This window comes from Nocardia sp. CA-135953, from assembly GCF_050955735.1.
Lineage (GTDB): Bacteria > Actinomycetota > Actinomycetes > Mycobacteriales > Mycobacteriaceae > Nocardia.
On the sequence record NZ_CP192082.1, the window covers coordinates 4,809,965 to 4,830,484 of the forward strand.

At 66.3% G+C, this 20,520-nt stretch carries 18 protein-coding genes and 1 pseudogene; 4 read left to right on the top strand and 15 right to left on the bottom strand.

Going from position 1 to position 20,520, the window contains the following annotated elements:
• Positions 1 to 8 precede the first annotated feature (8 nt).
• A complete protein-coding gene (locus tag ACQPXH_RS22140) occupies positions 9 to 416 on the top strand; it encodes a RidA family protein (RefSeq protein ID WP_433598446.1) in 408 nt (135 codons plus the stop codon).
• Here the strand turns inward: ACQPXH_RS22140 and ppc are convergent, their stop codons facing one another.
• From ppc to ACQPXH_RS22215, 15 genes and pseudogenes are all read right to left on the bottom strand, one after another.
• Complete coding sequence (gene ppc, locus ACQPXH_RS22145; RefSeq protein WP_433598447.1) at positions 417 to 3,188, bottom strand: phosphoenolpyruvate carboxylase; 2,772 nt, start codon at positions 3,186 to 3,188, stop codon at positions 417 to 419.
• Positions 3,189 to 3,254: 66 nt separating this feature from the next.
• Complete coding sequence (locus ACQPXH_RS22150) at positions 3,255 to 3,902, bottom strand: VOC family protein (protein ID WP_433598448.1); 648 nt, start codon at positions 3,900 to 3,902, stop codon at positions 3,255 to 3,257.
• A 41-nt stretch (positions 3,903 to 3,943) separates the two neighbouring features.
• Positions 3,944 to 4,564 carry a GTP-binding protein gene (locus ACQPXH_RS22155; protein WP_433598449.1) on the bottom strand — a complete coding sequence of 207 codons (621 nt, stop codon included), beginning with the start codon at positions 4,562 to 4,564 and terminating at the stop codon, positions 3,944 to 3,946.
• A complete protein-coding gene (locus ACQPXH_RS22160) occupies positions 4,548 to 4,985 on the bottom strand; it encodes a DUF742 domain-containing protein (RefSeq protein ID WP_433598450.1) in 438 nt (145 codons plus the stop codon). Before ACQPXH_RS22160 ends, ACQPXH_RS22155 begins: the two co-directional genes overlap by 17 nt.
• Positions 4,982 to 5,410: a roadblock/LC7 domain-containing protein gene (locus tag ACQPXH_RS22165; RefSeq protein WP_433598451.1), complete on the bottom strand. Its 429-nt coding sequence runs from the start codon at positions 5,408 to 5,410 to the stop codon at positions 4,982 to 4,984. Before ACQPXH_RS22165 ends, ACQPXH_RS22160 begins: the two co-directional genes overlap by 4 nt.
• Positions 5,407 to 8,634 carry a nitrate- and nitrite sensing domain-containing protein gene (locus tag ACQPXH_RS22170; protein ID WP_433598452.1) on the bottom strand — a complete coding sequence of 1,076 codons (3,228 nt, stop codon included), beginning with the start codon at positions 8,632 to 8,634 and terminating at the stop codon, positions 5,407 to 5,409. Before ACQPXH_RS22170 ends, ACQPXH_RS22165 begins: the two co-directional genes overlap by 4 nt.
• Before the next feature lie 673 nt (positions 8,635 to 9,307).
• On the bottom strand, positions 9,308 to 10,336 hold the full coding sequence (locus ACQPXH_RS22175; protein ID WP_433598453.1) for a hypothetical protein: 1,029 nt from the start codon (positions 10,334 to 10,336) through the stop codon (positions 9,308 to 9,310).
• Positions 10,337 to 10,379: 43 nt separating this feature from the next.
• Positions 10,380 to 10,898 carry a PspA/IM30 family protein gene (locus ACQPXH_RS22180; RefSeq protein ID WP_433598454.1) on the bottom strand — a complete coding sequence of 173 codons (519 nt, stop codon included), beginning with the start codon at positions 10,896 to 10,898 and terminating at the stop codon, positions 10,380 to 10,382.
• 25 nt (positions 10,899 to 10,923) lie between these two features.
• Entirely contained in the window at positions 10,924 to 11,691 is a 768-nt protein-coding gene (locus ACQPXH_RS22185; RefSeq protein ID WP_433598455.1) for an alpha/beta hydrolase, read from the bottom strand.
• A gap of 54 nt (positions 11,692 to 11,745) precedes the next feature.
• Positions 11,746 to 12,030: a DUF427 domain-containing protein gene (locus ACQPXH_RS22190; RefSeq protein ID WP_433598456.1), complete on the bottom strand. Its 285-nt coding sequence runs from the start codon at positions 12,028 to 12,030 to the stop codon at positions 11,746 to 11,748.
• Positions 12,031 to 12,247: 217 nt separating this feature from the next.
• Positions 12,248 to 12,397, bottom strand: a complete 150-nt coding sequence (locus ACQPXH_RS22195; protein WP_433603705.1) for a hypothetical protein — start codon at positions 12,395 to 12,397, stop codon at positions 12,248 to 12,250.
• Positions 12,398 to 12,458: 61 nt separating this feature from the next.
• A pseudogene (locus tag ACQPXH_RS22200) lies at positions 12,459 to 12,731 on the bottom strand (alpha/beta hydrolase-fold protein); the annotation flags it as partial.
• Complete coding sequence (pheT, locus tag ACQPXH_RS22205) at positions 12,667 to 15,171, bottom strand: phenylalanine--tRNA ligase subunit beta (RefSeq protein WP_433598457.1); 2,505 nt, start codon at positions 15,169 to 15,171, stop codon at positions 12,667 to 12,669. The gene pheT and the pseudogene ACQPXH_RS22200, both read right to left, overlap by 65 nt.
• 46 nt (positions 15,172 to 15,217) lie before the next feature.
• Entirely contained in the window at positions 15,218 to 16,276 is a 1,059-nt protein-coding gene (pheS, locus tag ACQPXH_RS22210; protein WP_433598458.1) for a phenylalanine--tRNA ligase subunit alpha, read from the bottom strand.
• A 403-nt stretch (positions 16,277 to 16,679) separates the two neighbouring features.
• Positions 16,680 to 18,104, bottom strand: a complete 1,425-nt coding sequence (locus tag ACQPXH_RS22215) for an MFS transporter (RefSeq protein WP_433598459.1) — start codon at positions 18,102 to 18,104, stop codon at positions 16,680 to 16,682.
• 101 nt (positions 18,105 to 18,205) lie between these two features.
• Between ACQPXH_RS22215 and ACQPXH_RS22220 the strand changes: the two genes are divergently transcribed.
• From ACQPXH_RS22220 to ACQPXH_RS22230, 3 genes are all read left to right on the top strand, one after another.
• The gene (locus ACQPXH_RS22220; protein ID WP_433598460.1) at positions 18,206 to 18,787 is read left to right on the top strand and encodes a TetR/AcrR family transcriptional regulator; all 582 of its coding nucleotides are present in this window, start codon (positions 18,206 to 18,208) and stop codon (positions 18,785 to 18,787) included.
• Between the two features lie 322 nt (positions 18,788 to 19,109).
• Entirely contained in the window at positions 19,110 to 19,634 is a 525-nt protein-coding gene (locus ACQPXH_RS22225) for a cysteine dioxygenase (protein WP_433598461.1), read from the top strand.
• A gap of 81 nt (positions 19,635 to 19,715) precedes the next feature.
• Positions 19,716 to 20,108 carry a rhodanese-like domain-containing protein gene (locus tag ACQPXH_RS22230; RefSeq protein WP_433603535.1) on the top strand — a complete coding sequence of 131 codons (393 nt, stop codon included), beginning with the start codon at positions 19,716 to 19,718 and terminating at the stop codon, positions 20,106 to 20,108.
• Positions 20,109 to 20,520: the final 412 nt, after the last annotated feature.

The window sequence follows — 20,520 nt, forward strand, 5'->3', positions numbered from 1 at the left end:
GGCCACTCATGAGTGAGAAGATCGCCGTCCGCACCACCGACGCCCCCGCTCCCGCGCACACCTTCTCCCAGGGCGTGCGCAAGGGCCCGTTCGTGCAGGTCTCGGGCCAGGGTCCGGTCGACCCGGCGACAAATGAATACCTCTTCCCCGGCGACGTTGCCGCCCAGACGATTCGGACGCTGCAGAATGTCAAGGCGATCGTCGAAGCGAGCGGCGCCACCTTCGACGATGTGGTGATGCTGCGCGTCTACCTGACCAAACGCGAAGACTTCGCCGTCATGAACAAGGCCTACGGCGAATTCGTCACCACCCACACCGCCGGCGACGTATTGCCGAGCCGCACAACGGTATTCACCGGCCTGCCGCGGGAGGAAATGCTGGTCGAGATCGATGCGGTCGCCATCGTGTCGGCGTAACTAGCCGGAGTTGCGCAGCGCGGTGGCGAGTCCGTTCATGGTCAGCAGGATGCCGCGTTTGACGAGTTCGGAATCGTCACCCGCCCGCAGCCGGCGCAGCAACTCGACCTGCATCTGGTTCAGCGGCTCCAGGTACGGGAAGCGGTTGTGGATCGATTCCGCCAGCGACGGGTTGTCGGCGAGTAGGTGATCGTTGCCGGTGATCGCGGCGTGCATGCGGATGGTGCGGGCGTGCTCGTCGCGGATCATCCCGAAGATGTACTCGCGCAAGGCCACATCATCGACGAGATCGGCGTACCTGGCCGCGATATCCAGGTCGCTCTTGGCCATGACCTGGGCCAGATTCGACAGCACCGTCCGGAAGAACGGCCAGCGGCGATAGAGATCCGACAGAATCGCCAAGCGGTCGGGGTCGCCGCCGACCCACTCCTCCAGCGCCGCACCTGTCCCGTACCAGCCCGGCAGCATGACGCGGGCCTGACTCCACGACATCACCCACGGAATGGCCCGCAGATCGTTCACCGAATTCGTCGGCTTGCGGGAGGCAGGACGACTGCCGATATTCAGATCGCCGACCTCGGCGACCGGCGTGGACTGCCGGAAATACTCGACGAATCCCGGTGTTTCGTGCACGAGCCGCGCATAGGCCGCACGGGCGCGCGCCGCCAGATCGTCCATGAGGTCATAGGACGGCTCGGCATCGGGGCCGAGCCCCTCCACATCGAGCAACGTCGACTCCAGGGTGCCCGCGATCAACGACTCCAGATTGCGATGCGCCGCACCGGATTCCGCGTATTTTGCCGCGATCACCTCACCCTGCTCGGTCAACCGCAGCGAACCCCGCACGGCGCCGACGGGCTGGGCGAGAATGGCGTCATAGCTGCGCCCGCCACCACGACCGACCGTACCGCCGCGACCGTGGAAGAGCCGCAGGCGAATTCCGGTCTTGCGCGCGACCTCGACCAGATCCAGCTCCGCCCGGTAGAGCGCCCAATTGGCGGCCAGGTACCCACCGTCCTTGTTGGAATCGGAGTATCCGAGCATGACCTCCTGCCGCATTCCCTTGGCAGCCACCAACTCTCGATACACCGGGACATCCAGTACCGCGGACAGGGTCGCCGCGCCGGCGCCCAGATCCTCGATGGTCTCGAACAGCGGCACGATATTCACCGGGCAGCTCGGCGGCCCATCGGGCTCACCGGGATCGAGCAGCCCGCCCTCCTTCAACAGCAGCGCCGCCTCCAGCATGTCGCTGACCGACGTGCACATGCTGATGATGTAGTTCGGCACCGCCTCGACGCCGAAGGTGACGACGACATCCCGTGCGGCACGGACGATATCGAGCTCCTTGGCAGCGAGTTCACTGAGCCGCGCATGCGGGCCGAGCAGCGGGCGACGGGTACGCAACTCGGCGGCGAGCAGTTCCACCCGCTCCGGCTCGGCGAGACTCGCGTAGTCCTGATGTACACCCGCCCAGGCCAGCAGCTCGGTGACGACCTGTTCGTGCACCTCCGAGTTCTGGCGCATATCCAAGCCCTGCAGGTGAAATCCGAAGGTCTCGACGGCATATCGCAGTGCGGCCAGCCGGTCGTCGGCGAGCAGACCGTCACCGCTTGCCCGCATCGAGGCGTCCACGGCGTCCAGATCGTCGAGTACCGCTTGCGGGGTCGGGTAGGCCGGTGCACCCATATCCAGTCCGTCCGCGGGTAATTCGCCCAGCGCGGCAAGCGCCGTTGCCGACAGGCGCGCCCGAATCCGATGCAGCGCACGGCGATACGGCTCATCGGAATGTGATGAGAGATCGGGATAACCGGCCTCGGCCAGTGCGGCGACCTCCGGTGTCACCAGCACCAGCCGCGCCGATTGCGACAGTGACTTCTCCAGCTCCACCAGCTCGTGCAGGTACCGTCCGAACGCCACCGCCGACGCTTGCGACGCTGCCTGACGCACGACATCCGCTGTCACGTAAGGATTTCCGTCACGATCGCCGCCGATCCACGATCCGGGGCGCAGGATCGGCCGCGGCAGCAATTCCGCGCCCGGCCACCGGGACCGCAGCGCCGCCCGAACTTCGGCGTTGATCGCCGGAATAAGGTCGAACAGCGTGATGTCGTAGTAGCGCAGTCCGACCGCGATCTCGTCCTGAATCCGCAAGCGCTGCAATCGAATCAGCGCGGTGCGCCAGAGCGAGAGCACCTGGCGGCGGATCCGCAGCTCCAGATCAGCACGTGCCCGCTCGGTTTCGGTATAGCGCTGCCGCAATCGCATCAACTCGGTAATGCGGGTCTGCACATCGAAGACGGTGCGGCGCCGGGTCTCGGTCGGATGTGCGGTGATCACCGGCGATACCAGGGCGTCGGCGAGCAGATCGGCGACCTCGGCACCGTCCAGGGCCGCAGCGTCGAGCTTGCGGTAGGTCGCCGCGAGCGAGGAATCCTGCGGCGGCTCCCCCGCCGCCTCATGCGCCGCGCGCCGCCTATCGCGCTGGATATCCTCGGCCAGATTGGCCAGCAGCACGAAATAGGTGAACGCGCGGATCAGCGGCAGCGCGACCGCGATCTCGACGCCGTCCAGCATTTCCGCCACCGCGCTGCGCTCTACCTCCTCGCGCCGCACCCGGAACGCCTCGATCCGCACCCGCTCGATCAGGTCGAAGACCTCGGGGCCCTCGTGATCGCGGATGGTGTCGCCGAGGATGCCGCCGAGGAAGCGGATGTCATCGCGCAGTGGCCGGGTCGCATCCTGTTCCGTCTCGATCCGCGCTTGGGTCATTATTCGACCCTAGCGCCAGGTGCGACCCGGTTGGCGGTGACATTCGCCTCGACGGTTCGCGGCGAATCAGCCGAGCAGCTGGGAGAACCGCAGGTGGTTTCCCCACGGATCGCGGAAGCCGCAATCGCGCACGCCGTACGGCTGGGTGATCGGCTCCTGATCGACATCGACGCCGGCGTCGCGCAGCCGGGCGTAGGTGTCGTCGACGGCTTCGGTGGTGAAGATCAGGGTGCCTTGCGCACCGCTGGCCAGCCTGGCCTCGGCGGCCGAACGAGCGGCCTCGTTCGGGTTCATCCCCGGGTTCTCCAGGATGAATTCGATACCCGGCTGCGACGCCGGCCCGACGGTCAGCCAGCGACCGCCCGGAAACGGCATATCCTGGCGGACCTCGAAGCCGATGACATCGCGGTAGAACTCCAGCGCCTTGTCCTGGTCGCCGACCAGCACCGCGACGTGGGTGAGAGCGAAATCCTTGCCATTGCTCATTTGATATCTCCTGGTGTCGAGCGGGATCACCAGCAAAGACGGCGAGTGCGTCCGGAATTCATCGGTGATCGCGCAAAAATGTTCGATCTCGGTGAATCGCTCACGGCTCCCGCGCGGCACCGCATCGCGCCGCTCGGCTTCCTCCGGACCGGTGCGATTGAACTCGCCGCACAACCGCTGTGCCCGGATGCGCTCGGTCACCAGCTCCGGATCGCTGTCCCGGTACAACTCGCCGCTCCTTTACTCGCCCACGGCGCCAGGCTACGGGGTCAGCCGACCTCGCTGGGTTGCTTACGCGGTGCGGACAGGCGATGCACGAGCACCTGTTCGAGGAGCGCGACGAGCACCTCCTTTACCGATCCCCGGTCTCGCGCATCACATTCCAGGATGGGGATCCACTCGTCGAGCTCTAGTGCCTCACGGACCTCGTCGAGTTCGAAGTGCTCGCCCCGTTCGAATCGGTTGACCACCACCACGAATGGCGTGTTGTGCTCTTCGAAGTAGTCGAGCACCGGATAGCAGTCCTCGACCCGGCCCGTGTCCACCACGATCACCGCGCCGAGCGCGCCGTCGACCAGGTCGTCCCACAGGAAGACGAAACGGTCCTGGCCGGGGGTGCCGAACAGGTACAGGATCAGCGAGCTGTCGAGGGTGATGCGGCCGAAGTCGAGGGCGACGGTGGTCTCGGTCTTATCCGCACGCCGCCCCGGATCGTCCACGCCGATGGCGACCTCGGTCATCGCCGCCTCGGTCACCAGCGGTTCGATTTCGGAGATCGCGCTTATGAATGTTGTTTTGCCGACACCGAATCCGCCGCTGATCACGATCTTGACCGACGAGGGCGTCGACCGCTCGGCCGGTGGCGTCCGATATTCAGAGTGCCCGTACAAGGTCCCTGATCCTCTCGATGGCTGCGGTGGAAAGTTCCGGGGCGTCCTGGACCGAAACATGCCCGGCGGCCGCGAGATCGCTGACGATCACCTTCGCGACGCCGACCGGAACGTGCAACGCCGTCCCGATTTCGGCGATGGAATGCGGCTGCTGGCACAGCCGAACGATGGTGCGCTGTTCGAAGTGCAGCGGCGCGGACAGCGCGGCGGGCAGCGCCCGCACCAGTGTTTCGATGCGCAGCCCGTCGATCAATGGCGTGGTGCGTCCCGCCGTGACGACGAATGGGCGCACGAATCGGTCATCGAGGCCCCGCTCGTCCGGACTGTCTTTCGGCGACCGGCCGGCCCCCAGCCAGTCGAAAGTTTGGTTGACCGGGATCATCCGCGGGTCCGGTAACCGCGGCCGGTATGGATCTCTCATCGGCGCAACGACTCTCGCAATTCCGAAATGAGCGCCGGGGCCAGCAGCGCACCGGCCCGTTCGGCCAGCACCGCCATCTCGTAGCCCACGAGACCGACATCGCAACCGCCGTCGGCGATGACCCCGAGGCAGCTGCCGTCACCGAGGGCGGAGACCAGCAGGAAGCCGCGCTTCATCTCGATCATGATCAGCTTCAGGCCGTCGAACGCGTAACTGCGCGAGGCACTTCGAGCCAGGCTGGACAGACCCGACACCATCGCCGCCAGTCGATCCGCACCGGTACGGTCCAAGCCCTCCGACATGGCGATGAGCAGGCCGTCGGAGGAAACGGCGACCGTATCGCGGACGCCATCGGTATTGCGGACGAAGTTGGCCAGCATCCAGTTGAAGGTGTGCGGGTCCGCAGCCTGTATGTGGGTGGTCATCGAAACTCCTCTGCGGTGGTGGGTGAAGCCGAGGTCTGCGCCAAATCCGTGGCGCGCGGAATGTTTTCGGGCTTCCCCGTTCGTGGCGGGGTGAGAGCGCCGCGCTCATGTCCGGCACGGAAGGACGAGAGCATGCCGCGAATTTCGGCCGGCGAGCGATCCGCGACCGGAGCACTCGGCGGCGCGGGAGTGAGAACCTTCGGTGCGCTGTCACTTCCGATGTCCGCTGGACGCGCTCGCTTGTTGCGCTTGACCAATCCGTTCCTGGTGCGCTGCACCACGTTCGGCGCACCAGCGGATTCGGCTGCCGCTGTTGCGGTTTCGGGAACCTGCCATACCGAAGACTGCGAAGCGTGCTGTGCACCTTGGGATGCGGTTACGCCGTCGCTGGGGCGATCGGCTCCGTTGTCTGCGGGCATCCAGCCCAGGGATCGGCTGGCACCATCAGTTCCGGTAGCGCCGGGCAGACCGGTCAGCGCTCCATTGCTCCCGTCGCGTGTGGATACAAATCCACCGATCCCGGTACCGATGGATTCGGCACTGTCATCGGAATCGACCGGCGTGGAAAGGAATTGGGCGAACGGCGCGGATGCGGCGAATCCCGATCGGGAATGCGCGGGTCCACCGGACCGTGGTGGCAGCGACGCGGTGCCGTCGAGGTCTGATGCGCCGGTCGTCCGCGCATCACTGGTCGGCGCACCCGATAGCGGAGCGCCAGGCACCGAAGCGTCGGGCACCGGAGCACTGGCCAGCGGGGCGCCAGGCGCCGAAACGCCGGGCACCGGAGCACCGGCCAGCGGGGCACCAGGCATGGAGCTGCCACCCACCACCGCGTCATCGATAGGGGCACCGTTGACCTGAGCTCCCAGCACCGGGGCACCGTTGACCTGAGCTCCCAGCACCGGGGCACCGTTGACCAGAGCACCCAGCACCGGGGCACCGTTGACCAGAGCACCCAGCACCGGGGCACCATTGACCAGAGCACCCAGCACCGGGGCACCATTGACCAGAGCACCCAGCACCGGGGCACCATTGACCAGAGCACCCAGCACCGGGGCACCATTGACCAGGGCACCCAGCACCGGGGCACCATTGACCTGAGCACCTGGCATCGGGGCACCGTTGACCGAGGCATCAGCTAGCCGAGCACCGTCAACCGGAGCGCCCGGCACCCGAGCCCGATCAGCCGGAGCACTGTGCCGCGGCCCCCCGAGCATCGGTCTCGGCGAAACAGCTTCGCTCGCGGGAGATCCACCCAAGGCCGGGAGGACACCGGTCGCCGCCGACTCGACCTGCCCTTGCGCACCGGCCACCGCAGCCGAATCGCCTCGCTCTCGCGCCGCAGGTTCGCGCCGATCTTTCTCTCCCGCGACGATTCCCGCGGGCAACAGCAGCCGCGCGACGATCCCGCTCACCGGCGACACATTCAACTCGACATCGATCCCGAGCCGCCGCGCCAACCGGCCGACCACGTAATGCCCCAGATACCGCGACGGCGCGACAACGAAATCGGTCTCGCCGCGCAGCCGGGCATTCGCCTCGTCCAACTGCTCCACCGGCATCCCGACACCGTGATCCACCACCGCGAGCAGATATCCGGCAGGCAGCATGCGTCCGTAGATCTCCACCTCCATATCCGGTGGAGAGAAGGCCAATCCGTTCTCGATGAGCTCGGCGAGTATATGCGCGAGATCAGTGACCACCGCGCCGGTGATCGCGATATCGTCCACCCGCCGCAGCAACACCCGGCGATAGTCGTCGACCTCCGACAACCCGGCGCGAATCACATCGGTGAGCGAAATCGGCTCGGCCCAGCGTCGCGGGCTTCCCGCACCCACCAGCACCAGCAGACTTTCGGCATTGCGCCGCATGCGGGTAGCGAGGTGATCGAGCTCGAACAGATTGGACAGCGCCTTGGGATCGAGTTCCTCGCGTTCGAATTCGCTGATCAGCCCGAGCTGACGGCGAACCAGATTCTGGTTGCGCCGCGCCAGATTCGCCATCGATTCGGTGGTATTGCGGCGGACCAGCGCCTGCTCCGACGCCAATTCGAAGGCCGTGGTCTGCACACCGTCCAATGCCGCTGCCACCGCGGCGATTTCGACACTCGCGCCGCGCGGCGTGCGCACCGGCGCGGGCGGATCCGGTTGGGTGTCATCGGATTCCCGCCAGGCCGCGATCACCCCGGGCAGCCGGTGATTGGCGACATCGTCCGCCTCCGCCGCCAACTCGGCGAGTGGACGCACGATGGCGCGCACACTGGTGAGGACCAGCGCTACCTCGGCGGCAACGGCGATCAGCGCAGCGAGCAGGATGCCGCCGAGGGCCAACAACGCGTCCCGGCGCAGCGCCGCCGCCCGCCGCTGCACATCGACACCGACCGCCTGCTGGACCGTGCGCTGCTCATCGATGACCGCCGTCATCTGCGCCCACCAGGTGCTCGGATCCACCGAACGCACCAGCGGACCGGCGCTCGACGCGATCGCGATCCGCTCCGATTCACCTGCCTTGACGGCATTCTCGCTGCGCAGCGCCGCATCGAGCTCAGCCTGCTGTGCCGCGGTCGCGTCGCGCGCGAAGGCGGTCAGACCGGCCATCTTGGCGGCGCGAATATCGAGGAATTCGACATACTCGCTGTTGCGGAATTCATCGGCGGCGAAGACGCCATTGAGGAATCCGCGTTCCTTGGCGGTCTGCTCCTTGGCCTCGCCGAGGGCATACAGCGCCTCGAGGCCGTGACGAACCTCGGCGTCGCGCGCCTGATCGAGCCCGAGCGTCAGACGATTCAGTGCGGAAATGCCGTCGGTATAGAACTGAAAGGCGGCCTGCCTGCTGGTGCGGCGGGCATCGATCTGAGTACGGGTCGCATCCAGCGCGTCGAATTGGCCGATCGCCGAACGCACTTGGGCGGCGCCCGCCGCGTTCCCGGCCGCGGCCTCTTCGAGTGCGGCCAGCGCGCGATTCGTTTCGACCCGCTGGTCGGCCACGGCCTGCACCAGTCGGACATCGCCGCCCAGCAGACCATTGCTGAGCCCGCGTTCGCGCTGTGCCTCCTGCACCAGATCCTGGACGGCCAGCGCGAGCGAGACCGCGCGCACGGTGTCACCACTGTCTCGGAAGGCCTTGACCTCCCGGGCGACCGTCACGCCGAGCAGCGCCAATACCAAAACCAATGAGACGACGAGGATACGGGCCAATTGCCCCCGAATCGTGCGCGGTCGCACTATTCCGCTTCCGGCAACCTGGCGTTCACTTCTGGAGTCGGCGGTCATATCCGTTGTGCCACCGGGTTTTTCCGACCGTTGACGTAAACGCACCACCCTGCTCCTCCGATTGCCAAGCCGCGACAGCTCCACGGAAAGTCACGCAGCAGCCTGCTGCAGAGGTAGGTCGCTGTCAACGCGAAAACCGGACAAAACGGTCACAGAGCGCATTTGTATACATGCTGGTAATGCACCGTTTCCGCGGTGTCGATCCGCTCACACCGCATCGCCGGACGGTGTGACGTGACGTCCGTCGCAGACAGCGGCGCCGAGGATTCACTGTGCACGATTCCGTCCGAATTCTTCGGTACCACTTCCCGTCGCGACCAGCAATACCTCGCACGTCGTGGAAAGCCTCACCGACTGGATCGCCGGCGACGAACGCAAACCCGGCGTCGACCCCGCCGCAGTGCAGACCGAATTCGATCAGCAGCGCGCGACGGCGTCCGCAGCACCGCCAATGGCATCGACTTCCAGGGCGAGTTCCGACCGCGTTCGGTCAAATCTCGCGACGACTTCGACACCCCGTCTCGCCAACTGCGCGAAAAGGTCGACACGATCGCGACGCTGCGCGAAACGCTCGACCGCACAGTCGAAGAGGTCCGCAACGGCGATCATCGCGCACGCCGAGGACTCAGCTCTTGACCTCGCCGAGGATTCCGAGCACTACATCCGAGGTGTAGAACGGCTCCAGTCGCTCGCGAATCAGCTTGCCCAGCACGCCATTGCGCTTCGCACCGTCGATGACGGCGGGGCCATACCGCAGGATCTCCTTGGCGATATCGTCGCCGGACAGACCGAGTTCCGGCAGCATCGCGGCCAGCGTGTAATCCCCGTACTTGGTGAAGAAGACATCCACGCACTCGTCCACGAGCAGCCCGAAATACTCCTTCTCCCTGGTGGTCACCGCGATCTCGTAGCAGAGCAGCACCAGTTCGTTGAGATCCTTCTGGGTCAGATAGTCCCGCAGACCGCTCACCGGCTCGTCGGCGTGCAGATCCCAGAACTCCATCGCGGCATCGTGCACCGGAGCGTCGCGCAACATCTCCCGGATGGCATTGTTGGTGCGCTTGAGCGCGAATACCGCACCCTTGCCCGCCATATCGCCGATGAAGGTGCTCTCGGTGGCCTTCTTGGCGGTCTTGGCCGCCGACTGTCCCATGGAGATCAGCGAAGAGACACCGGGAATCTTGCCCGCGAACTGCTTATTCGCCTCCATGAAATCGGAGATGAGCTTATCCACGAACTTGGAGGCGACTGTGGCGACCAGCGGGCTCTCGGTCAGCCGCTCCAGGATGCGCTCCTGCGCCTGGTGCATGCCGAAGATCTTCTCCAGCAGCGCCTCGACCGGTTCGCGGTCGACCACCTGGCCCAATGTGTATTCGTTGTTCGCGGCGATATGGTCGTAGATCGAGTCGGCGAAGACCCCGACCATATCCGCGATCACCGGACTACCGCCGATCAGGTCGATGACAGTGCGGACCGTCTCCTTGGCATCAGCGATGCCGACGACGTCGCGGAAGATCAGGGTGTCGGCCACCCCGAGCACCGATTCCACGTCACGTACGACGACCTCGGTGAAGCGTTCGCCGCTCACCTCGGCCAGCAGGAACTCCACTTGGGCATCGAGTAGCCGTTCGGCGATCTCACGCGGCTCGCTCATCGAATACCACCATCACATTCGTAGTCCGTCGCGCTCGGTCAGCTTACGGATCGTTCGCGTCGACGTCGTTGCCGTGCAACGATTTCCGTATCTGTGCCAGACGCTCGCGCGCCGCCTTCTCGCGCGCCTCCCATTGTTCGTCGGCGCTGCGGCCCGCAGGAGTCTGCCGGTCGAGTTCGCCCATCCCCTGCGCGGTGCCGAAGCGCTGCTCGACCTTATCGCGAACTGACTCAAAGGTAGGTACGCCGCCGGACGAATATCCGCCCACCTCGGAGCCGGACGGGATACCGGTCGGTGGTACCGGTACCGCGGGTACCGGAGAAATGCCTCCGACCTGCCCGGATGCTCCGGCGCCCGACTGTTCGTCAGGCGGTTGCGGCGTCACAGTGGCGGGACTCACAGTGGCTGCGGAGCCGGTATTACCGAGTCCGGCTGCCTCCACGACCGCGGTGTGCGCCCACGAGAGCCGAGGTCGCCCCGCGGTGGCAGTGCCGAGTACCGCCAATAGTTCGTCATCGGACAGTGCTGCGAGGCGCGCGGTGATCTCACCCAAATCGCTCATATCGCCAGGCTACGCATCACCGCAATCACGGGGTCAGCAGTCCACCCGCCCAGGAACGGATCAAATCCTGCCAGTCGACGCCGGTCGACATGATCAGATCGTTGTGATGCCCGCCGGGAAAGACCACAAAGCGCTTCGGCTCGGGTGCCGCCGCATACAACCGCTCGGCATGCCGCAGTGGCAGGAGTTCGTCCTGGTCGCCGTGCATGATCAACACGGGTGCGCGCAGCTTGCTGATGCGGCGCAGGCTCGGATAGGCGTCCGGGACGAACGGGCTGGGCAGGAAGGGATACACCGAGCGGGCCGCGTCACGCAGCCCGGTAAAGGTGGACATCAGAATGAGCCCCGTGGGTGGATGCTCGATCGCGAGTTCGAGCAGCACGCCGCCGCCGAGCGATTTTCCCAGGTAGACCACACGATCCGGGTCGACGCCCGGCTGTTCCAATAGGACCCCGCGGGCCGCGTGGGCGTCGAGATAGGTGCCGTACTCGGTGGGTCGCCCGGTGCTGCGGCCGTAGCCGCGGTAGTCGAAAGTCAGTACGTCCAAACCGATTTGGGTGAGCAGCGAGTAGATAGGCACCCGGTCGCCGATATTGCCCGCATTGCCGTGTGCGAACAGGACGTGCCCGATCGAGCGTGTGGCGGGTAGCCACCAACCCTGCAGCGTCTCGCCATCGGTGGTGCGGATGGACAACTCGGTGTAGTCCATCTCGAGGATCGACGGCGTCTGCACGACCTGGCGATCGGGCATGAAGGTCAGCGCATTGAGGATCGGACTGGCCGGATGTCGCATGCCATCGTTCTTACCCGGAACCCGCCGCCGCCGCGCGCGGACTCCCCGAATGCACTACACCTCGACGACGTCGACGCCCTTCCAGAACGCGACCCGGTCACGCACCTGCTCGGCCTGCGGCTTCGGATCCGGGTAGTACCAGGCGGCATCCGGATTCTTCGCGCCCTCGACGTCGACCGTGTAATACGACGCGAGCCCCTTCCACCCGCACACGGTATGGGTATCGCTGTCCCGGAAGTACTCCGTCTTCAACGCTCCCGCCGGAAAGTAGTGATTACCCTCGACCACCACGGTGTCGTCGCTCTCGGCCAACACCGTGCCATTCCAAATGGCTCGCATACTCATCGAATCTCCCGCCGTCGCACTGGATTCCGCCGCGCACAAAACACGGCTGACGTGTGTAACCCAACCCACACCCGCCCTATTCCCGCTCATGCTCAGCAACACCGCGCTCCGCCGGTCCGGCTCGCTCGCCGAGCGCAGTCGAAACGCGGCACGACACGCCCTGCGGCACCGCCATATGACTGCGCTCGACGGATCTCGATTACCTCAGAAGCTAGCTGGACGCGGCACTTGTGTGGCGATTATCGAACGGGGCATTGTCGGGGCCGGGCACACCGGTGCCGACGTACAGGTGGACCGGTTTGCCGCGCGGCGCGTCGAGGTGTTTGCTCGGATCGTGCGCTGCCCACTCCGGGTTGCCCACCGTGGCCCCACATGCTGTCCGGGTCCCCCGACCTTGGATTCGACCACAGGGCGCACCGAGAATCGCCCGACACCGTCGGTGGAGTAGCAACCGCTGAAGGCCGCCAGCGCACGGAACATGTCGGGGGTGCCGAACGGCCACAATGACTGGCCGCTCCCGCTCCCATCGAAAGTCCGTCCACGGCGTAGACCCCGTTGCCCTTCAGCTCACGGTCGATCAACGGCGGCAGCTCCGAGGTCAGGAAGGTCTCCCACTTCTGGTGCAGCCCATCAGCCGCGCAGTACCGCCCCGACCGCGCCGGCGGCGGCCGCGACCGCCGAATCACGCGCGGCACTCGCTTCGTCCTCGGTCAGTGTCCGGTCACCGGCACGGAAACGTAGTGCGTAGGTCAGCGACTTGCGACCTTCACCCGCCTGCGCGCCCTCGTACACGTCGAACAGGGCGATATCCTCCAGCAACGCACCGCCGCCGGTGCGCAGCGCCGATTCGACCGAGGCCGCGGGCACGGACTTCGCGACACTCACCGAAACGTCCTGCAGTACCGCCGGGAACGGGGAAACCACTGGGACAGGCCGGGATTCGCGCAGCGGCAGGGCGTCGAGATCGAGTTCGACGGCGCAGGTGCGCGGCGGCAGGCCCGCCCGCTCCAGAACTGCCGGATGCAATTCACCCGCATGCCCGATGACCTGACCATCGACCACCAACTCGGCGCACCGCCCCGGATGCCACGGCAGGTGGACCGCCGGCCGACGCTCGATGCTCACGCCCGCCGCATCGCCGACGACATCGGCGAGCGCGAAGGCATCAGCGGCCTCCGCTGGACGCCCGGCACCCCACGGCCCACGCGGTTCCCGCCGACCCGTCAGTACCGCGCCGATGTGCACCGGCTGGGCGGGCAGCGAATCGAGCAGTTCCTCGATCTGCGCATCGGTCGGACGTCGATCCACCGGCAGCGCCGCCACCGCGCGCACATTCGGACCGGGCAGCACCACCTGCGCGATCCCGAAGATCGCGAGATCGCGCGCACCACGAGAGATATTGCGCGCGGCCACTTCCAACAGCCCCGGCAGCAGCGTGGTCGCCAATTCCGCGCGCTCCATATCGAGCGGGTTCAGCACCCGCGTGGTGTTGCGGCGCGGATCGTCGGCGTCCAGACCCCAGATGTCGAAAACCCCGGCGGCAAGGAACAGCGGCGGCGGCACCTCGACGCAGCCGGAAAAGGCCAGCGCCCGGCTCACCGCGCGACGGCGGCGCTGCGCGGTGGTCAGCCCACGCCCGGCCGGCGCGGTCGGAATGATGGACGGAATCTGCTCCAGCCCCTCCAGCCGCAGCACCTCTTCGACGAGGTCGGCGGGCTGGGCCAGGTCGGGCCGCCAGCTCGGCGGCGTGACGACGAGCTGTCCGTGGCCGGTGGCCTCGTCGACGCCCACCTCGACCGTGCAGCCGATCTGCGCGAGCCGACGCGCCGAAGTGCCGGTCGGATACACCACGCCGGCCACCCGGTCGGCGAGATCGATATCGATCCGGATCGGCGGCGTGGCAGGCACCGGCACCCGTACATCGGTGAGCGCGGATTGCACAGTGCCACCGGCGATTTCGGCCAGCAGCCGGGCGGCGCGATCGAGCGCGACGACATTGATCTCCGGATCCACGACCCGCTCGTAGCGCTTACCGGCCTCGGAGACCAGCTTGTGCCTGCGCGCGGTCCGGTAGACCAGCAGCGGATTCCAGGTGGCGGCCTCGAGCACGATATCGGTCGACTCCGCGCCGACTTCCGTTGTCGCACCGCCCATTACGCCCGCGAGGGAGACCACGCCGGAATCGTCGGCGATCACCACATCCTCGGTATCGAGCACCCGCTCGACCTCGTCCAGGGTGCGCAGCGTCTCGCCCCTGTTGGCCGTGCGCACGACGAGCCCGCCGTTGAGCTTGGCCGCATCGAAGGCGTGCAGCGGCTGGCCGAGCTCGAGCATCACGTAGTTGGTGACATCGACCGCGGGGGAGATCGGGCGTACGCCGGAAAGCAGCAGCCGACGCTGTAACCACCAGGGGCTCACCGCATTCGGGTCGATGCCGATGACCCGGCGCACCGCGAAGCGGGTGCACTTGGACTCCGGCTCCAGCCGGACCGGCCACGCGTCCTGCTCGTCATCGGCCAGCGTCCGCACCGCCGGATCCGCGTATTCGAGATCGAACCCGCACGCCAGCTCGCGCGCCAGCCCGCGGGTCGAGAAACAGTACCCGCGATCGGGCGTGATATTCAGCTCGATGACCGTATCGTCGAGTCCGAGTAGCTCATTGGCGTCGGTGCCCGGTTCGGCGGTACCCGGCTCGAGCACCAGAATCCCCGAATGATCCTTGCCGATACCGAGTTCGGCGACCGAGCAGATCATGCCGTTGGACACATGCCCGTAGGTCTTGCGCGAGGAGATCTGGAATCCGCCGGGCAGCACCCCGCCCGGCAGCACCACTACCACCAGGTCGCCGACGGCGAAGTTCGTTGCGCCGCAGACGATCTCCTGCAGCTCCGGGTTGCCCACGTCCACCTTGCAGAACCGGATCGGCTTCTTGAACTCGGTCAGCTCGGTGATCTCGGCGACGCGACCGACCACCAGCGGCTTATCGATATCACCGCTCACCCGCTGGAGCTTGTCGACCTCTTCGACCTCCAGCCCGACGCGGACGAATCCGGCATCGAGCTCCTCCGGCGTCACCGACCAGTGGGGGGTGGTCCGCTGCAGGATTTCGGTCAGCCAGGACTGCGCTACTCGCACTTGACGTTTCGCTCTCTCGATCGAAGGGACGTTGAAATCGACAAGGTCAGGACCGGATACCGAAGGGCAGCGTGAAACGCACGTCGCCCTCGACGATGTCCCGCATGTCCGGGATGCCGTTGCGGAACTGCAGTGTCCGCTCCAGCCCCATGCCGAACGCGAACCCGCTGTACACCTCGGGATCGATCCCGCTGGCGATCAGCACCTTCGGGTTCACCATGCCGCAGCCGCCCCATTCGACCCAGCCCGCGCCACCCTTCTTGTCCGGGAACCACACGTCGACCTCGGCCGATGGCTCGGTGAACGGAAAGTAGTTGGGACGCATGCGCGTCCGGGTTTCCGGGCCGAACAGGGCGCGCGCGAACGCGTCCAGGGTGCCGCGCAGATGCGCCATGGTCAGGCCCTTGTCCACCGCCAGTCCCTCCACCTGGGAGAAGACCGGGGTGTGGGTGGCGTCGAGCTCATCGGTGCGGAAGGTCCGACCTGGGCACACCACATAGATCGGCAGTTCGCGCTCGAGCAGCGAACGCACCTGCACCGGCGAGGTGTGCGTGCGCAATACCTGTCGCGAGCCCTCGGGCGCGATATGGAAGGTGTCCTGCATCGTGCGTGCCGGATGGTCGGGCAGGAAATTCAGCGCGTCGAAGTTGAAGTGCTCGGTCTCGACCTCGGGACCCTCGGCGACCTCCCACCCCATCGCGACGAAGACATCGGCGATCTGCTCGGAGATAACCGTGATCGGATGCAGTGCACCGATGGCGTCCCGGCGCGCGGGCAGCGTCACATCGATCGTCTCGGCAACCAGCACGGCGGCGTCGCGCTCCGCGAGCAGCACCGTGCGGCGCGATTCGAAAGCCTCCGATACCCGCGCCCGCGCGACGTTCACGCGCTTGCCCGCATCCGCCTTCTCCGACTTCGGCAGGCTGCCGAGCGCGCGCTGCGCCAACGCCAGCGGCCCCTTACCGCCGAGATGCTCGGTCTTGGCGACCGCGAGCGCATCCAGATCGGCGGCCGCCGCAAACGCCTTCTCGGCCTCTGCCGCGGCGGCGGCCAATGCCTCCTCGCTCAGCGCTGCGTTCTCGACTCCATCGTTGTCGTCGGCCACGATCGTTCGTCTCTCCCCTGGGGATCGGTTCGCGGGTCCACGGTATTGCCGACCCACATTGCTCCTGGTCGAATCGTATTAGATGCGCGCGGGCCGATTCATCCGGATTACCGCTGACACGCTTGCCGAGTGTGTGCCGGTCTCGAACTTGCGCAGTTCACCCAGGCCAGCGCGACTCGGCGCACAACGCGGTCGATAACGAGCGTCCCAGCTATCTGCACGCGGACGGGACACACAGCGGACCGAGGCCGTACATCGGCACGCATATCCGCCCACCACGTCGACCCGGCCCAGCAGCAACGCACACCCTGCCACAGCGGCCCTCCCACAACACAGCCGTGCGCCCGGCCCACGCGAGTGAACGTGGGAGCGGGCGCATGCCTACCCGATCAGTGCCGGGCGATCACTCCACAGCGGTGACGCGGCTGGGCAGGAGCCTGGAAGCCACTGCGCCCACCGCGACGATCGCGGCGCCGACCCACACGGCGGGAATCAGACCGTCGACGAAACTCTGCGGGTCCGCATAGGAACCGTATGAGCTGAAGACCGAGGCCAGTACCGCGACACCCATCGCGACACCCACCTCACGGATGGTGCTGTTGGTGCCCGAGGCCATAGCCCGATCCTCCGGACTCGCACTGGCCATCACCACCGTCGCACCGGGTGCGAAGGTCAGGCCCATCCCGATGCCACCGAGCAGGAACGGCCCGACGAATGCGAGGTAGCTCGCGTCGACCGAGGTCACCGCAGCCATCCAGGCCAAGGCCACCGCCAGCAACGTCTGTCCGGCCGTCAGCAGATTCCGCGCACCGACCCGATCCACGATCATCCCGGCGAGTGGCGCGACCACCATCGGCGCCATCGTCCACGGCATGGTCCGGATGCCGGATTGCAGCGGCCCGAAGCCCTGTACCACTTGGAAGTACTGCGCCAGCAGAAAGATCGAGCCGAAGACGCCGACCGAGAAGGTGAAGACGGTCGTATTGCTCACCCCGAATGCTCGCGAGCGGAACAATCGCAGCGGCAGCATCGGATCCGGCGTCCGCAACTCCCAGACGATCAGCAGGCCGAGCAGCACCGCACCGCCGATCAGCGCGGTCAGCACGCCGGTCGAGGTCCAACCGTCATCGGCGCCGTGGATCACGCCCCACACCACCGCGAGTACGCCGCCCGCGGACAGCACCAGCCCGAGCGGATCCAGCCGCTTGGCCCGGCCGTGCGATTCGGTCAGCACCCGCGCTGCGAAGGGCAGCACCAGTACGCCGATCGGCACATTCACCCAGAAGATCCACTGCCAGCTCAGTCCTTCGACCACCGCGCCGCCGATCAGCGGGCCGAGTGCGACGCCGAGTCCGGAGATGCCGCCCCAGATGCCGATGGCTGCACTGCGCATCTTCTCCGGGACCGCCGATGACAGCAGGGTCAGCGAAAGCGGCATCACCGCCGCCGCACCGAAACCCTGAATCGCCCTGGCCGCGATCAGCATCCAGGGCTCTGTGGCCAGCGCGCAGACCGCCGATGCCGCTGTGAAGATCGCGATACCGGCCAGGAAGACCCGGCGGCGGCCGAGCCGGTCACCGATGGATGTCGCGGTGAGCAGTAGCGATGCGAAGGCCAGCGTGTAGGCGTTGACGAACCATTGCAGATCGGCGAGGGAGGCCCCGAGTTCGGTGCGGATCACCGGTAGCGCATTGGTCACCACCAGGTTGTCCAGCGTGACCATGAACATCGGGATGCCGACCGCGGCCAGCACGGCGGCCAGCGCCCGCCCGCCCGTGTGCGGTTCGACGGCCGCCTGCGAGGCGGCGGTTACGAGTGTCTCGGACATATCCAGCCTTTGTTGTAATCGACTGATAACTAACTTTTCGAAGAGTATGCATCGGCTGATAACATGTCAATGGCGAGCGGCCGACGACGAAGTGGAGCACGATGGCGAATTCAGCCCGAACCCGGATGACCGCGACCGAGCGCAGCGAGGAAGTACTGCGCGCGGCCGTCATCGCCTTCGCCGAATCCGGTTATGCCGCAACGAAAACCGATGAGATCGCGCGACTGGCCGGGGTTTCGCAGCCGTATGTGATCCGCCTGTTCGGCACCAAACAGCAACTGTTCCTGGCCGCGACGCATCAGGTGTACGACCGTATCGAGGAAGTCTTCCGCGCGGCCGCTGCCGAGGGCATCACGCCGGACTCCACCGGGGAGGAGAAGATGCGCGCGCTCGGCGTGGGCTACCAAACCTTTCTCAATGAACGCGAACTACTCCGAGTCCTGTTGCAGTCCTTCGCCGCCGCCTCCGATCCGGCCATCGGTCCGGATGTCCGCGCCCGCTTCGGCGGCATCTACGACGTGGTCAAGGAACTCACCGGCGCATCCGTCCCGGAGATGTGCGACTTCCTCGGCACCGGCATGCTGCTGACCGTGATGGCCACGATGGGCGTCGCCGGGCCAGATTCGGTCGACGTCTGCTGGGCCGCCGACATGCTCGAAAGCCTCCGCGAAGAGAGCGATTAGCGCCTCTGTCCAGGCGATCGTCGGACAGCTGACCGCGCGTCTGCTGCCCTGCGCGGATGTGACCCACAGGCGTGGTCGAGAGCACGGACCGGGTGGTGGCTCATCAGATGCATTCCCGTCCACAGGCGCGATTACGGCGGCACCCCACACCGCTTCGACCAGTCGGGTGCGCCACGCCGCACCGATGATGGGGTGGGCGGGTTTTGCTCATGGTGATCGAGACCGATGGCAACGGCGTCGTGGTGCCGGACAATCGCGAGACCGCTTAGTCGCGGTTTGGCAGCAGTCGATTGTCCCCACGATCTTGTCAGGAGTATCTCGCTTGACCACATCACTGCCGGTGAATCTCGAGCACACCAACGATATTCATCCCGCTGTTGATCTACCGCTGATGCGCGATGCGGTGTGTCCGGAGCGGACGCTGTGGTCACCCACCGAATTGCGGGAGTTGACCCGGTCGGTCGCCGATGCCATGGCCACACCACTATTGGACATCGTGCGGTTCGATACACAGCAACGTTGGTGGACCCGGCTGGCGCTGACCATGGGCGTCGAGGTGTGGCTGCTGTCGTGGGCACCAGGGCAGGGCACCGAACCGCATGATCACGGCGGTGCCTCCGGCTCGTTCACGGTGTCCATCGGCGAACTCGGCGAGGAATACCGTCATCCGAACGGCCCGGTCCGCACGACGCAATGGCGGGCGGGCGAAACGGTCGCATTCGGACCGGATCGCGCGCATCGACTGCGCAATCACAGCACCCGCCCGGCCGCCTCGGTGCACGCGTATTCACCACCGCTGCGACCGGTCCGCGAATACCGCGCACTCACAGATTTCGTCGGCGTATGAGACGCCGTCTCATTTCAGTCCTCGAAGGACAAGCACCGAAAGCATTCCCCGAAGGTTCCAGCTATGAAAGAAGGTAGTGGTATCAGCGCCGAGGACAGGCTCGACCGTGCGCGGGCCAAACTGAATCGCGTCGCCCCAGAGCAAGCGGCGGCATTATTGGCCGACGGCGCGTTGGTGGTCGATATCCGCCCGCACGCCAACCGACTCGCCGAGGGCGAAATCCCCGGCTCGGTCGTGGTGGAACGAATAGTGCTGGAATGGCGGCTCGACCCGACCGGCACGCACCGGCTGCCCGGTCTCACCGAGAACACTCCGGTCGTGCTGGTCTGCAATGAGGGCTACGCGTCCAGCCTCGCCGCCGCCGACGTCCTCGAACTCGGCCTGCACCGAGCCACCGACCTCATCGGCGGCTTCCGGGCCTGGCAAGCGGCCGGCCTACCCGTCGTCCCCGGCGGCACACCCGCCGTCCCCTAGCCCTCCGACTCAACCTTGCGGCGCCCAAGCGCGCCAGCCCAAGCTGTCGCATATCCGGTGCGCGCGGCACAGAAGGTGGAACCTATGTGCGAGCTTCACTGGATATGTGCCAAAACCGTTCCGTACCCGGCCATCGCATGGCCCATGCGCATCTGACACTGTTGGGGTCGTCTCCGAGTCTGCGTCGATGCGCCGGAAAGTGATCACGATGGAGCAGAAGTTCGCTCCGACCTGCACCGAACCCTGTGGCAGGCCAGGTACTTTCACTCATACCGATGCGACAGGTCCTCCAGTGTCACAGGTTTTCGGATCCGGTGCGCCGACCGCCGTGGTCTCTGCGGAGAGCAGAGCCGGGCGTTTCGATAACGATGTCGTCACCCCAGCGGGAATCCGCAGCCCTCAACCGGTCTCG

Bases quoted from the DNA above. Each gene is read 5' to 3' on its own strand.
- ACQPXH_RS22140 (WP_433598446.1), top strand. From the start codon at position 9: ATGAGTGAGAAGATCGCCGTCCGCACCACCGACGCCCCCGCTCCCGCG.
- ppc (WP_433598447.1), bottom strand. From the start codon at position 3,188: ATGACCCAAGCGCGGATCGAGACGGAACAGGATGCGACCCGGCCACTG.
- ACQPXH_RS22160 (WP_433598450.1), bottom strand. From the start codon at position 4,985: ATGAGAGATCCATACCGGCCGCGGTTACCGGACCCGCGGATGATCCCG.
- ACQPXH_RS22165 (WP_433598451.1), bottom strand. From the start codon at position 5,410: ATGACCACCCACATACAGGCTGCGGACCCGCACACCTTCAACTGGATG.
- ACQPXH_RS22175 (WP_433598453.1), bottom strand. From the start codon at position 10,336: ATGAGCGAGCCGCGTGAGATCGCCGAACGGCTACTCGATGCCCAAGTG.
- ACQPXH_RS22180 (WP_433598454.1), bottom strand. From the start codon at position 10,898: ATGAGCGATTTGGGTGAGATCACCGCGCGCCTCGCAGCACTGTCCGAT.
- ACQPXH_RS22185 (WP_433598455.1), bottom strand. From the start codon at position 11,691: ATGCGACATCCGGCCAGTCCGATCCTCAATGCGCTGACCTTCATGCCC.
- ACQPXH_RS22190 (WP_433598456.1), bottom strand. From the start codon at position 12,030: ATGCGAGCCATTTGGAATGGCACGGTGTTGGCCGAGAGCGACGACACC.
- ACQPXH_RS22215 (WP_433598459.1), bottom strand. From the start codon at position 18,104: ATGTCCGAGACACTCGTAACCGCCGCCTCGCAGGCGGCCGTCGAACCG.
- ACQPXH_RS22220 (WP_433598460.1), top strand. From the start codon at position 18,206: ATGGCGAATTCAGCCCGAACCCGGATGACCGCGACCGAGCGCAGCGAG.